The sequence below is a fragment of the Actinokineospora sp. UV203 genome, assembly GCF_056323665.1.
Window position 1 is genome coordinate 4,530,887 of sequence record NZ_CM150484.1, and the last position, 13,427, is coordinate 4,544,313.

13 protein-coding genes are annotated in these 13,427 nt (G+C 71.0%); 3 read left to right on the forward strand and 10 right to left on the reverse strand.

Annotated elements, in window-relative coordinates; all coding sequences use genetic code 11:
* Positions 1-320: 320 nt before the first annotated feature.
* The 8 genes from ACUZ2Y_RS21660 to ACUZ2Y_RS21695 form a co-directional block, all read right to left on the reverse strand.
* Entirely contained in the window at positions 321-1,859 is a 1,539-nt protein-coding gene (locus tag ACUZ2Y_RS21660) for an N-acetylmuramoyl-L-alanine amidase (RefSeq protein ID WP_476321657.1), read from the reverse strand.
* A 171-nt stretch (positions 1,860-2,030) separates the two neighbouring features.
* Positions 2,031-2,180 (reverse strand): hypothetical protein, encoded by a 150-nt coding sequence (locus ACUZ2Y_RS21665; protein ID WP_476321659.1) that lies wholly within the window; start codon positions 2,178-2,180, stop codon positions 2,031-2,033.
* 73 nt (positions 2,181-2,253) lie between these two features.
* Positions 2,254-3,603 carry a HAMP domain-containing sensor histidine kinase gene (locus tag ACUZ2Y_RS21670; protein ID WP_476321661.1) on the reverse strand — a complete coding sequence of 450 codons (1,350 nt, stop codon included), beginning with the start codon at positions 3,601-3,603 and terminating at the stop codon, positions 2,254-2,256.
* Complete coding sequence (locus tag ACUZ2Y_RS21675) at positions 3,600-4,277, reverse strand: response regulator transcription factor (protein ID WP_476321663.1); 678 nt, start codon at positions 4,275-4,277, stop codon at positions 3,600-3,602. The genes ACUZ2Y_RS21670 and ACUZ2Y_RS21675 overlap by 4 nt, the downstream gene beginning before the upstream one ends.
* Positions 4,278-4,287: 10 nt before the next feature.
* On the reverse strand, positions 4,288-4,443 hold the full coding sequence (locus ACUZ2Y_RS21680; protein WP_476321665.1) for a hypothetical protein: 156 nt from the start codon (positions 4,441-4,443) through the stop codon (positions 4,288-4,290).
* Positions 4,440-4,823 (reverse strand): hypothetical protein, encoded by a 384-nt coding sequence (locus ACUZ2Y_RS21685; protein ID WP_476321667.1) that lies wholly within the window; start codon positions 4,821-4,823, stop codon positions 4,440-4,442. Before ACUZ2Y_RS21685 ends, ACUZ2Y_RS21680 begins: the two co-directional genes overlap by 4 nt.
* 118 nt (positions 4,824-4,941) lie before the next feature.
* Positions 4,942-5,481, reverse strand: coding sequence for a DUF5134 domain-containing protein (locus tag ACUZ2Y_RS21690; protein WP_476321669.1), 540 nt, complete (start codon positions 5,479-5,481; stop codon positions 4,942-4,944).
* 6 nt (positions 5,482-5,487) lie between these two features.
* Complete coding sequence (locus ACUZ2Y_RS21695; RefSeq protein WP_091376051.1) at positions 5,488-5,706, reverse strand: hypothetical protein; 219 nt, start codon at positions 5,704-5,706, stop codon at positions 5,488-5,490.
* 243 nt (positions 5,707-5,949) lie between these two features.
* On the opposite strand from ACUZ2Y_RS21695, the gene ACUZ2Y_RS21700 reads away from it, so the two are divergent.
* The 3 genes from ACUZ2Y_RS21700 to ACUZ2Y_RS21710 all read left to right on the forward strand — a co-directional run bounded on the left by ACUZ2Y_RS21700 (position 5,950) and on the right by ACUZ2Y_RS21710 (position 11,502).
* Entirely contained in the window at positions 5,950-7,275 is a 1,326-nt protein-coding gene (locus ACUZ2Y_RS21700; protein WP_476321672.1) for a hypothetical protein, read from the forward strand.
* The gene (locus tag ACUZ2Y_RS21705) at positions 7,272-8,249 is read left to right on the forward strand and encodes a glutamate ABC transporter substrate-binding protein (RefSeq protein WP_476321674.1); all 978 of its coding nucleotides are present in this window, start codon (positions 7,272-7,274) and stop codon (positions 8,247-8,249) included. The genes ACUZ2Y_RS21700 and ACUZ2Y_RS21705 overlap by 4 nt, the downstream gene beginning before the upstream one ends.
* A 685-nt stretch (positions 8,250-8,934) precedes the next feature.
* A complete protein-coding gene (locus ACUZ2Y_RS21710; RefSeq protein WP_476321676.1) occupies positions 8,935-11,502 on the forward strand; it encodes a tetratricopeptide repeat protein in 2,568 nt (855 codons plus the stop codon).
* A 140-nt stretch (positions 11,503-11,642) separates the two neighbouring features.
* On the opposite strand, the gene ACUZ2Y_RS21715 is transcribed toward ACUZ2Y_RS21710, so the two are convergent.
* Positions 11,643-12,794, reverse strand: a complete 1,152-nt coding sequence (locus ACUZ2Y_RS21715) for a metallophosphoesterase (protein WP_476321678.1) — start codon at positions 12,792-12,794, stop codon at positions 11,643-11,645.
* 9 nt (positions 12,795-12,803) lie between these two features.
* The gene (locus ACUZ2Y_RS21720; protein WP_476321680.1) at positions 12,804-13,385 is read right to left on the reverse strand and encodes a PaaI family thioesterase; all 582 of its coding nucleotides are present in this window, start codon (positions 13,383-13,385) and stop codon (positions 12,804-12,806) included.
* Positions 13,386-13,427 lie beyond the last annotated feature (42 nt).

Sequence of the window (13,427 nt, forward strand, 5' to 3'; positions counted from 1 at the left end):
GCTGATGAACCCAATAGTCCACTGATGAACCCAATAGTCCATCAGAGGCCGTCCGCCGGCTACTCGATCGCCGGGTTCAGCTGGTTACCAGGCGCCAAGACACCGGGCTGACATACCGTTGACACTGGCGTGACCTCGCCCTCCCCGCAACGGTGCACATGCGCCATAAAGCGTCCGACTGTGCCGCTGATCGCGCGTCCTGTCGAATTTTCCTTCACGCCGATGAGCGGATATTGCGCATTCGGCCACCGGGATAGGGACCTCCATAACGAAACTGCCCGACCGGATCACCGGTCGGGCAGTTCTCGCTCAAGCGAAGGTCAGCGGCGAACCGCGGTGATGCCGGTGTACTTGCGGTACACCGTGATCTTGCCGGTGCTGTCGCTGTACAGCACGGTGCCGCCCTGGAAGTTCGCCCGTCGCCCGCCGTCGATGGTTTCCTCGTCGGTGGTCGGGTAGCCGAGGAACGACTTCTCCGCGCCCAGGGAGTTCCATGTGTCGCGAATCGGGCCGAGCACCGGGTGCGCGCCCGTCGCGGGTGTGTAGTAGATCGAGGCGTTGCCGGTGAAGTGGTTGTAGCGGCCCTGGCCGTCGGTGGTGGCGGATTCGTCGTTCGTCGGGTAGCCGAGCTTGCCGATTCCGCCCAGTTCCCGGAACTTGGCGTTGATCCCGCCGCTCACCAAGTGCGCGCCGACGTCGGAGCGGTAGGCGATGGTCGACACGCCTCGGTTGAACTCGGTGGACCGGCCGCCGCCCGGCTCGGACTGCTCGACGCCGTAGACCGGGCCGATGGCGGCCGTGCCCAGCGCCTGCCACTTCTGTCGGAGCGGGCTGGCCTGCCAGTCACCCATCAGGGTGGTGACCCGGGTTCGGATGGTGCCGAGCTTGTCATACGCCATGGTGCCGGGGCACTCGGTCGCGACGACATCCCGGTGGCCGAAGATCTTGGGCAGGATCGCCTGCGTGCCCGCCGGGTATTTAGCCCCGCCCCCGCCCGCGCCGCTGGTCAGCGTGATCGTGCCCGCCGGGTCGATGTAACCGTTGCCCATCTTCCACGCCGCCATGGTCGCCACCGATTCCAGCGTGGCGTCGGTGGGCGGGGTGGACGTGTGGTGGCCCATCATCGAGATGCCGAAGGTGTGCCGGTTGAAGCCATACGCGTGCCCGGCGACCACCGGGTTGCGCTGGCCGCCCGAGCGGCCCTCGAAGAGGGTGCCGCACTTGTCGACGAGCACGTTGTAGCCGATGTCGCCGAAGTCGCGGTCGATCGTGTGGATCCGGTAGATCGAGCGGACGATCGCCGCGGAGTCGGCGCAGGAGTAGTCGTTGGTCTCCGCGGTGTGGTGAACCGTGATGCCCTTGATGTCGTCGGCGTATTCCGCCGGCCAGTCCATGATCGACTCGTCGGCGCCCCACTGCGCGCGGGTGACCATGGTCGGCTTGTCCGGGACGGCGTTCACGCTCGCGATGCGCGCGTCATTCGGCGACTCGCCCGGGTCGACGGCCACCACGGTCAGCGCGTCGGTCGCGACCGCGCCCGCGCGGGTGGCGCGCACCTGGACCCGATCGGCCCGCCCGGTCCAGATGGGCTCGGTGGTGACGACCGGCTTGTCGTCGCGCCCGCCCTCCGACGGCTCGCTCTCCTGCCATTCGCTCCAGGTGCCCGCCTTGCGCCAGCGCACCTCCATCACCTCGGGGGCCGCGCCGCTCCACTTGAGCGCGACCATCGAGAACCCGCCGTCCGGCGCGACCTCGCGCACCCCCGGCTCCGTGCGCTTGCCGGACTTGGCGGCCAGCGTCGAGGTCTTCGCCTTGACTGGCGGGCTCGCGGGCAGGTTGGCCGTCTGGATCGACGGCATCTTCGGCGCCCTGGTGGGCTGCGCGGCGTTCGCGCCCGGAATGGTGATCAGTAACGGAGTGACTATCGCGAGGACAGACAGGGAAACAACGCGCTTCATCCACACCCCAAGTATTAGAAAGCGGCACGCCCCAGACGTGCTCTCCCCGGCACCCTACCCGGCCCGCGCAAGTCAGACTGTGACTCGTGCGTCCCACGGCGAGCGGTAGTCGTACATCCAGTCCAGGTCCGGCTTGGGCAGCACCTTGAAGATCACCGGCAGCAGCAGCCTGCCGATCCGGCCGAGCCCCTTCTGCGACCCGTTGCGCTTGCCCGTGGCCACGATCCGCTCGACCCGCTCCCGCCGGAAACTCTCGTAGGCGGAATTCCTTGGTCGGGACGGTGAGTTCGGCCCGTCAGGCGGTCCGCATGTGCACGGTGAAGGCCGCCCCGCCCTCCGGGGCGGGACCGGCCTCGATCATCCCGCCCATCCGGCTCACCAGCCCGTGCACCAGCGCCAGCCCGATCCCCGTCCCCACCGGCCTGCTCCCGCTGTAGCGCGCGTTCAGCACCCCCCGCTCGAACGCCACCTGGTACTCCTCCGGCGCCAACCCCGGCCCCCCGTCGCGCACCTGCAGCACCGCCGCCCCCGGCACGCGGGACAACGCGAGAACCATCGGTCTGCCGGAAGGGGTGGCCCGCAGGGCGTTCTCGGCCAGGCCGTCCAACACCTGCCGCAGTCGACGGGGGTCGGCGTGGACGACGACGGGGTCGGTGGGCGCCTCCAGGGTGAAGCGGACTCCGGCGGTGGCGCAGCGGGCCGACCACACCGTCGCCGTCTCGGCCACCAGGGCGGTGAGGTCGACGGCGACCACGTCGAGACGGAAGTCGTCGGCGCCGAGGCGGGCCAGGTCGAGCAGGTCGGCCACCAAACGGTCGAGCCTGTTCGCCTCCTGGTCGATCGTGCGGCCCGCCGCGGCGACCGCGTCGCCGGTGACCACGCCGTCGGCCAGGGACTCGGCGAAGCCCTTGACCGCTGTCAGCGGCGTGCGCAGTTCGTGCGACACCGACAACAAGAAGTCCCGCTGTCTGGCCTCGCTTCGGTGCAGGGCGTCCGCCAACTCGTTCACCGACGCCGCCACCTCCGCCACCTCCCGCGGGCCGTCGACCGGTGCCCGCAGGTCGCGTCTGCCGTGGCTCATCGACGTCGCCACCGCCGCCGTGCGGCGCAGTGGGCGCGACAGCAGCCGCGCCAGGATCAGCCCGGCGACCGCCGCCACCAGCAGGCCAAGGCCCAGTGCGAAGGCGATGTTGCGGATCAGCGTCCGCCCGACCCCCTTGGCCGTCTCCGTCTCCCGGACCAGCCCGATCGCCCCGCGCGGATCGGCGGGCCGCAGCTCGACGAGCAGGACCCGCCCGTTGATCTCGACCGTCGTGTGCACCGGCCCCGTCAGCTCCGTGATGCCCGCCTGCCGCGCCGCCCGCTCGGCGGTGGCGTCCGAGCTGACGACGTTCCCGTTGGGCCGCACCTGAACCACCGCGACGCCCTGACCGCCGAGCACCTCCACCACCCGCCGCAGCCCGAGTTTGCTGTCGGAGAGCTGGCCCGCCACCACATCGGCCTGGTCGGACAGCGTCTGTCGGGTGACCTCACGCGCCGTCTGCACAACCAGCCGCGCGGAGACCAGTCCGCCGACCACGGCGACCACCCCGGCCACGGCCAGCCCCAGCGCGGTGATCCGGACCGCGATGGACGCCCGCCTCACTGTCGCTCCACCGAGTAGCCGACGCTGCGAACAGTCCTAATCGGACAGTGCGGCCCCAGTTTCGCCCGCAGCTGCGCGATATGGACGTCGACGGTCCGGGTCCCGGCCGCCGCGGCGTATCCCCAGACCGCGCTCAGCAGCTGCGCCCGGTCGAACACCTGACCCGGCCTGCGCATCAGGTGCGCCAGCAGGTCGAACTCCGTCGACGTCAGCGCGACCTCGCCCACGTCCGTCCACACGCGACGCTCACCGAGGTCGAGCCGCGTCCCGCCCGCCGAGAGCACTTCGGCGGCGCCAGGTCCGTTGGCCCGCCGCAACACCGTGCGCACCCGCGCCACCAGCTCACGCGGGCTGAACGGCTTGGTCACGTAGTCGTCCGCCCCGAGTTCCAGGCCGAGTACCCGGTCGACCTCGTCGTCGCGCGCGGTCACGAACAGCACCGGGGTCCAGTCGCCGTCCTTGCGCATCGCTCGGCAGACCTCGATGCCGTCCATGCCGGGCAGTCCGATGTCGAGCACCACCGCGACCGGCTTGACCCGGCGGGCCGCGGCGAGCGCCGCTGCCCCGTCGGTCTCCACCTGCACCCCGAACCCGTCGCGGCGAAGGTAGAGCGTGACCAGCTCGGCGATCGCCGGGTCGTCCTCGACCACGAGCACCAGCCCACGGGACTCCATGGACTTCAGGCTAATCCCCGGCCAGCTCGGATTCGATGGCGTCCAGGGTGGACTCGATCTGGTCCATGTCCGAGGTGCCTGACGACCCGGGCGCGGGCGCGGCAGGCTGCCGGTCGCACGCGACGCAGGCCAGCAGCAGGGCGGCGACGGTCACCGCGCGCTTCACTTGGCACCGCAGTGCTTCGACTGGAACTCCGCCACCCGGTCCTTCGCCTTGTTCAGCTGCTCGACCCGGCCTGCCCGGCGCTCGGCCCGCTCCTCCAGCAGCTGGGCGCTGGTTTCCCGGCCCGCCGCCCGCTCCTTCTCCGCCCGCTCCTTGAGCCCCGCGACGGACCCCTTGACCTGGGCGTCGCCGTTGATCCGCGCCAGCAGCTTGGCGATCCGCTTCTCCGCCTTGGGCAGCCGCTTCTCACACAACTTCTGCACCTGCTCCGGGCTCAGGGTGATGGTGACCGGCGCGCTCGGCTGCGCCGCCGCGACCCCGCCGCCGATCAGACTGACCCCGCTGACGATGGCCGCGACCACGGCCCACTGCTTGACCCGCATGGCAGTTCCTCCCTTGACGACCCGATGACATGACTGTCACAGAGCCGGATCAAGGAGACGCCAGGAAACGGTTCGAGTTCTGTAAGGAAAGGTCACAGCAGAGTCTTCAGCGGGAATTTCAGAGCATGGCCAGGATCATCCCGCCCGCCCCCGCCGCCATGACGCCCTGGCAGCCCGCCGCCACCCGGTGCGCCTCCGGCCGCAGGCTCACCCGGGCCAGCCGCGCCGCCTGCACGGCGAAGTAGCCGACGAAGATCCACCCGAGCACCGGCAGCGCCGCCTCCCCGGCCATCCGGGGACTCCAGGCGGACGCCATCGCGTGGGCGCTGTGCGGGACGGCGGTGAGCATGTAGAGCATCGCCAGTCCGCCGACCGCGTGGTGCAGCCCGCCGCCGTGCCACCCGGCCGCCGGCTCCCTGCGGACCAGGAACCAGGCCGTGAGCAGCAGGAAGACGGTCTGCCACCCGGCCATCGGCAGCGGCCCGCCGACCGGCGAGCACATCACCGCCATCCCCAGCGCCATCAGCGCGTGCGCGGTGTCGGCCGTGCGGCGGCACCCGGTCGATCCCGTGCGGCACGCGACCACCAATCGGGCGACCGCGTACCCGGCGACGGCAAGGAAGGCCGCCGTGCACGTCCACCCGAGCCAGGTGGCCACGGTGGGCTAGCTTGGGATGAGCAATTCGTCGAGGACACCGTTCTTGACGTCGGCCACGAGGTCGGTGAGCTGTCCGACGCTCATCTGGATCCGCTGGCCGAAGTCGTCGGTGATGACCACCCGCTTCTCCTCGGGTGCGTCCGGATCGATCCACAGCTCCGGGCAGCCACAGCTGCACTGGCCGCAGAACGTGGCGACGTGCCGCATGTTGTGATCACTGGTCATAAGACGACGGTCCCAGAGGTGGGCGGGCGGAACCAGAGGGCAACCAGGCGATTGACCCGCACGCAAGAAGGATTTTTGGTGACTCACCGTCGCCACCGCGACGCGGCATGTTAATCCGGCCGTGGTGGCTCGCCGGGTGGCGGTCGACTAGGTTCTTTTGGACAAGGTGCCGGCGTCACAGGCAGATAACCGCCGGGGGAAAGCGGGCGTCGTGGGTGGGTTTGTGTTGTTGACTGTTGCCCCGTGGACGTATCCGTGGTGACCGCCGAGGCCAGGCAGGCTTCGCCGTTGCGTCGAGTGACCCACTCGGCGACGACGACCCCTGGCAGGCTGAGCCTGATCGCGGTCGGCCTGCTCCTGTTGACCGTGGTCACCGGCCTTTTCGCCGCCGTGACCCTGCAGACGAAGCAGTCCACCCTCGACGAGCTGACCGACCACCGCGAGCCCTTGGCCGCGGCCGCGCAGCAGATCTACCGGTCGCTTTCGGACGCCGACGCCACCGCGGCCAGCGCGTTCCTCTCCGGCGGTGTCGAGCCCGCCGCCCTGCGGTCACGCTACGAGTTCGACATCGCCCAGGCGGGCGCCGCACTCGGCAAGGCGTCCTCCGACGTCGCAGGCGACTCGCTGGCCGAGCAGCAGGTCAACACGCTCTCGCAGCAGCTGCCCGTCTACACGGGACTCATCGAGACCGCGCGCACCAACAACCGCCAGGGCTTCCCCGCGGGCGCGGCGTACCTGCGCGAGGCGTCGGGGCTGATGCGGTCCAAGATCCTGCCCGCCGCCGAGCAGCTCTACGCGATCGACTACGACCGGCTCAAAGCAGGTCAGGCCGAGGCCAGGTCGTTTCCGTGGTTCACCCTCGTGCTCACCGTTGGCCTGCTCGCCGCGCTCGTCATGACCCAGCGCTACCTGACCCGCAAGACCAACCGGCTGCTCAACGTCGGCCTGTTCGGCGCGACGCTCGCCGTCGCCTTGGCCCTCGTGTGGGGCGCCGCGGCGCTGATCATCAGCGCGACCCAGGTCGCCGACGGGGAACGCAACGGCTCGCAGCAGGTCGACGTGCTGGTGCAGGCCAGGATCAACTCGCTGAAGTGCCGTGCCGACGAGACCCTGACCCTGGTCGCCCGCGGCGACGGGCCCGGGTATGAGAAGGAATGGCAGGAGCTCTCCGTCACCTTCAGCGGCGGCGACCGGGGCAACCTGCTGCGCCAGGCCAAGGAACTGGCCTCCAGCCCGGCGATCGCGGGCGAGGTCGACCAGGCCCTCACGAACGCCGACGCGTGGGTCGCCGCGCACAAGAAGATCCGTGAACTCGACGACGGCGGCCAGTACGAGGAGGCCGTCGCCACGGCCATCGGCGCCGCGCCGGACAGCTCGGCCACGGCGTTCGGCAAGCTCGACAAGAACCTGATCACGGCCCTCAACGCGGGTCGCGAGGAGTTCTTCACCCAGACCAAATACGCCGGTGCGGCGTTGACCGGCCTGGTCCCGGGCGTCGTCGTGCTGGCGATCATCGCCGCGGCCGGGATCCTGCTCGGCATCCGGGAACGACTGCGGGAGTACCGATGAGGCGTGCCACAGCGGCATTCGTAGCGGCGTTGGCGATGCTGGCCACCGCCTGCACGGCCACGGGCAAGCCGGTCGACCTGGCCGCCGTCCAGTCCGCCCAGCGGCCCGAGCCGGTGGGCGTGGTGGTGAACCCGCCGACGACGACCGGAGCGGCCACCCAGGTCCCGCCGTGCGACCCCGCCGCCAGCCTGCGCCCCGGCGCGATGCCCGGCCCCGGCGCGATGCCGGAGGGGTCCACGATGAAGAAGATCCAGGACCGCGGCAGGCTCATCGCGGGCGTCGACCAGAACACCTTCCTGTTCGGGTTCCGAAACCCGACCAGCAACCAGATCGAGGGCTTCGACATCGACCGGGTCCGCGAGATCGCCGCCGCGATCTTCGGTGACGCCAACAAGGTCCAGTTCAAGGTCATCACCTCGGCGGAGCGGATTCCCGCGCTGCAGAACGGCGAGGTCGACATCGTCGTCCGCACGATGACCGCCACCTGCGCCCGCTGGGTCGACATCAACTTCTCCGCGATCTACTACGTCGCGGGCCAGCGCCTGCTGGTGGACCGCGGCTCCGAGATCACCGGCGTCGACCAGCTCCGCGGCCAGCGCGTCTGCGCGGCCAAGGGGTCCACGTCGCTGAACAAGCTGCGCGACTCCCCCGCGCCGCCCGAGGTCGTCGCCGTGGACAACTGGACGGACTGCCTGCTGATGCTGCAGCAGGGGCAGGTCGTCGGAGTGTCCACGGACGACACGATCCTGGCCGGGATGGTCGCGCAGGACCCGAACGTGAAGATGGTCGGACCGCGGTTCACCGAGGAGCCCTACGGCATCGGCATCCCGAAAGCGAACGTGGACATGGTCCGGTTTGTCAACGGCGTGCTGGAGAAGTCGATCGCGAGCGGCTCGTGGACGGCCAGCTACGGGCGCTGGCTCACCCAGGCGGGCGAACAGGCCGCGCCCCCGACGGTCAAGTACCGGGACTGAGGCCGAGATGACACAGTGGACACCCCCCGGCGACGAGCCCCGCGAGGAGCCCGAGCCGCGCCCGGAGAAACTCCAGTGGCAAATCCAGCGCGACACCGACCCCAAGCGTTCCGGCTCGGCTCCCCAGACTCCTCCGACGGACTCACCGGGGAGGCCGCAATCCACGGAACCCCCGTTCGCGGGGCAGAGCCAGCCTCCCCGCACGCATGGGCAGCCGTCCCCGCAGCCACGGCCGGGAACGCAGGCGCAGCAACCGTTCGCCGCGAACCCCGCCCAGCCACCGGGCACCTCGCAGTTCCCCGTGCCGGGTGCGCCTGGTCATGGCGGCGGTGGGCCCTTCGCCCCCGGCCAACCGCAATCGCGGCCGCACGCGCCCGCCACCCAAGGGCAGCCGCATCCGCAGGGCCAACCGCCGCAGACACCTCCCCGTGGGACGCAGGGCCAGCAGCCGGGTTGGCCGCAGCAGGGACAGCCGCCGCACCCCTCGGCCACTCAGGGCAGGCCCAACCCGCAGGGCAGGCCCACGGGCCACGGTCAGGGGCCGCAGGGACATCGTGGCCAACAGCCTCCGGCTCAGCCCTCGCATGCCCCGCAAAGCCGTAACACGCAAGGCCACCAGCCCACCGGCGCTCCTGGTTCCCAGGCCCAGCAGCCGTTTGGCGCCCCCGGCTCGCAAGGCAGGCCCGTGCCCGCCGCGCAGGCCCACCAGGCGGCGGGCTCGAATGCCCAGCAGGGTAACCCCCAGCAGGGCAGGCCCCCTGGTTCTCAGGGGCAGTCGGGTGCGCAGGCGCAGGGCGGGCAGCCCCAGTCCGGTCAGCGCCGCCAGCACCCTTCCCCGGCCGCCCACGGCGACCCGCGCCGCACCGGATCCGCGGAAGCGCCAGGTGATCCGTCGCGTCCCGGCGCCGTCCGACAGCCCAACTCCCCGTTCCCCGGCGCCCCTTGGCCGCAGGACCTGCCGCAGGTCGCCCCCCGCCAGCCCGGCGTCCTCCCCGACACCGCCCTGAGCGACGGCGACCCGCAGCCCACCAGCGTGCTCGGCATGCACACGCTCACCCAGAGCATCGTGCCGCCGAAGCCGCCGGAGGAACCCCAGCAGACACCCCACCCGCTCGCGACGCGCACCGAGTCCGGGCCGATCACCACCGGGTCCAGTTCCTTCCCCGGCACCAGCAGGCGCACCGCGTCGCGGGCCAGTGGGCGGGGCAGGCTGGGCGCCGGTCTGGTCGACGTGCCCGTGGTTCCGGTCAAGGACCCGGCGAGCGCGGTCCTCGACGACCCGTCGGTCTCGGAGAGCAAGCGGTTCTGCAACAACTGCGGCGCCGAGGTCGGCCGCGGCGCCGACGGTGAGCCCGGCCCGGCCGAGGGTGAATGCCACAAGTGCGGCCAGGCGTTCAACTTCCGGCCGCGGCTGTTCCGCGGCGACCTCGTCGGCGGCCAGTACGAGGTGCTCGGCAGCATCGCCTACGGCGGCCTCGGCTGGATCTACCTGGCCAAGGACCACAACGTCAGCGACCGCTGGGTGGTGCTCAAGGGCATGATCGACACCGGCGACGCGACGTCCATGGCCTCGGCCGTGGCCGAGCGGCGGTTCCTCGCCGAGGTCGAGCACCCGAACGTCGTCAAGATCTACAACTTCGTCCAGCACCCGGACCCCAACACCGGCAACCTGGTCGGCTACATCGTCATGGAGTACGTCGGCGGCCAGTCGCTGCGCCAACTCGCGCTCGAACACCACCGCGAGGCGGGCCGGGCCGAGCCGCTGCCGATCGGGCAGGTGATCGCCTACGGCCTGGAGATCCTGCCCGCCATCGGCTACCTGCACAGCATCGACATGCTCTACTGCGACCTCAAGCCCGACAACGTGATCCAGCACGGCGAGCAGCTCAAGCTGATCGACCTCGGCGCCGTCCGCAAGACCGACGACTACGAGAGCCCGCTGTTCTTCACCTCCGGCTACGCCGCGCCCGAGCTGGCCTCCGAGGGCGCCACCGTGGCCTCCGACATCTACACCGTCGGCCGCACCCTGGCCGTCCTGTCGATCGAGTTCGCCGGCTACACGAGCCGCTACAAGCACACCCTGCCCGGGCCGGACGCCGAGCCGCTGTTCGCGCTGTTCAGCAGCTACTACCGGGTCCTCAAGCGCGCGACGCACGCCGATCCCTTGCAGCGCTTCGCCTCCGCGGAGGAGATGGCCGACCAGCTGACCGGTGTGCTGCGCGAGGTAATGGCGCTGGGCACCGGCAGGCCGCGGCCCGGACTGTCCACTGTGTTCGGTGTGGAGACCAGGACGTTCGGCTCGGTCGTGTCCGAGGGCCCGGTGCCGCTGCCGCTGCCGAGGCCCGCCGACGTCGCCTCCGTGCTGCCGCTGCCGCTGATCGACACCGACGACCCGGCTGCCGCCGTCCTCGCCAGCATCACCGCCACCGAGCCCGCGGAACTCGTCGCGGCGCTGACCGCCGCTCCGCAGGACTCGATCGAGGTGCGGCTGCGGCTGGTCAAAGCCCGTATGGAGCAAGGAGATCTGCGTGCGGCGTCGTCGGAGCTCGACGCCGCCCGCAGGCTCGTCGTGGACCCGGCCGACTGGCGCCCGCACTGGTATCGGGGCCTGATCGCCTTGGCAGGCGGCCACCCGAAGGCCGCCCGCGAGTCCTTCGAGCACGTCTACGACGCGGTGCCCGGCGAGATCGCCCCCAAGCTCGCGCTGGCCGCCAGCGCGGAGCAGGAAGGCGACCACTTCGCCGCCGCCCGCTACTACGAACTGGTCTGGCGCACCGACCACTCGTACGTCAGCGCCGCGTTCGGCTTGGCCCGGGTGTACCTCGCCCAGACCGCGCGCAACGGGGCGATCGAGGTCCTGCACTCGGTGCCGGACACCTCGAGCCACCACGTGTCCGCACAGGTCGCCGCGATCAAGGTCAAGACCCGTCCGACCGGCCAGACGCCGGTTGGCGAGCCGGACATCCACGACGCCGCCAAGCGGCTGGAACGCCTGGTCCTCGACGCCGAGCGCCGCACGCAGCTGTCCGCCGACGTGCTGGAAGCCGCCTACGGCTGGGTCAAGGCGGGCAAGCCGGGCGCGCACCCGGCGACACCGAACCGGCAGGTCCTCGGCTGCGACCTGTCGGAGCGCGAACTCCGCTTCGGCCTGGAACGCTGCTACCGGGCGCTGGCCCGGTTGGCGGGGACCCCGGAACACCGGCACGCGCTGGTGGACAAGGCCAACGCCATCCGCCCGCGAACCTTCACCTGATCAAGCGACGTCATCGGCAGGCACCAGAGCGGCACGGCTGCTACCGGCCGCGCGAACCGCGCATCTCGCCCGCGGGTGTCATCTGCACCTCTACCGGGCCCGGCGGGATCTCGCGGTCCCGGCTGCCCTGGTAGCGGCCCTCAGCGGATGATCGGCCCGCTTGCCAGTTCCAGCACCGTGATGTCCGGTGCCGCGCCGACCCGCACGGGCGGACCCCAGAAACCCGCTCCGTTGGTCACGTACAGCCACGTGTCGTCCACTTTGGACAGACCGGACACGGCGGGCTGAGCCAGTCCGACGACGTGGTGGAACGGGTACAGCTGCCCGCCGTGGGTGTGTCCCGACAGCTGCAGATCCACCCCGGCGCGGGCCGCGTCGGTGACCTGGACCGGTTGGTGGGCCAGCAGAACAGCCGGTTTGGTCTCGTCCCGGTGCCGCAGGGCGCCCACGACGTCCGGACCGTCGCCGAACGCCTTGCCGGTGACGTCGGTGACGCCCGCGAGGTCGAACGTCTTGCCCGCCCGCGTGATCTGGGTGCGGTTGTTGCGGAGGTAGTGCAGCCCGAGCCGTTCCAGCTCGGTGATCCACTGCTGGTGGCCGGAGTAGTACTCGTGGTTCCCGGTGACGAAGAACGTCCCCTCGCGCGACACCAGGTCGCGCAGCGGCTCCGCCGCGTGGCCCAGTTCCGCGACCGTCCCGTCGGCCAGGTCGCCGACCATGGCCACCAGGTCCGGCTGCGTCTCGTTGATCATCCGGACCAGTCGCTCGGTGTGCGACCGACCGAGGATCGGTCCGAGGTGGATGTCGCTGACCACCGCGATCCGGAAGCCCCCGAACGTCGGGTCGAGCCTGCGGATCGGCACCGTGAACCGCTTGACCTCGGGGGCGCTCAGGGCCGAGACCATGCCCGCGCCGACCGTGGCCGGGGCCGCGACCGCCGCCACGACGGCGGCGCCGCGGGCCAGGAACAGCCTGCGGCTCTCGTCGGTGGCCTTCGCCTTCGGCCACCGGTTCGCCACGAAGCGCGGGATCTCCAGGACCAGCAGGACGACGAACAGATAGAACAGCACCGCGAACCACAGGTACCCGGGCCAGACGATCCAGCGGGCGGCGTCGATCCCGATCCAGCGCGGCAGCACCAGGGCCGCGACCAGCAGCACGGCCAGCACCGCGAACGCGATGGTGCCGACCTTCCGAAACCGCGGGGTCCGGGCGACGTCGAGCACCAGCCGCTTCCACACGTAGGCGTGGAGGACCACGACGACCAGCAGCGCCAAGAGGAAGAAGACCACCCCATCAGCCTACGGATTGATCTCGAAGGGACGGTGGCTGAGCAGGCTCGGGTCCTTCGCCACGGCGACGAGGTCTTCCTTGCGGCCGTGGGTGACGAAGTGGCTCAGGTCGACCAGCACGAACAGTGCCCGCGCGCGCACCGCGACCGGCCCGTCGGGGGCGTCGAGGCGGCCGTCGGCGCTGACGTAGATCTTGCGGCCGGCGATGCCGTCGAGGTGGGCGTCGATGAACAGCGTGGTGCCCACCGGGACCGGCCGCAGGAAGCTGGTCTCCAGCTTCGCGGTGACCGCGGGCGCCCGCAGCAGGTTGCCGACCGTCGTGCCCAGCGCCTCGTCGAACGCGCAGGCCAGCAGGCCGCCATGGGCCAGGCCCGGCGCGCCCTGGTGGGCCTCGGTGACGGTGAACTGCGACAGGATCGTGTGGCCCTCGCCGACGGTGGCCCGCAGGTGCAGGCCGTCCTCGGCCTGGTCGCCGCAGCCGAAGCAGTGGGCGTAGTGCGGCGGGAGGTCGGTGCCCGGCTCGGGGGCGTCCTCATGCCGCTGGGGCCTATCGGTCTCCACAGGCGGCCACAACTCAGGTACACGACTCATTTGCGCAGCCTAAGCGGGAGTCCTCTGCGGCCTGGCACACGG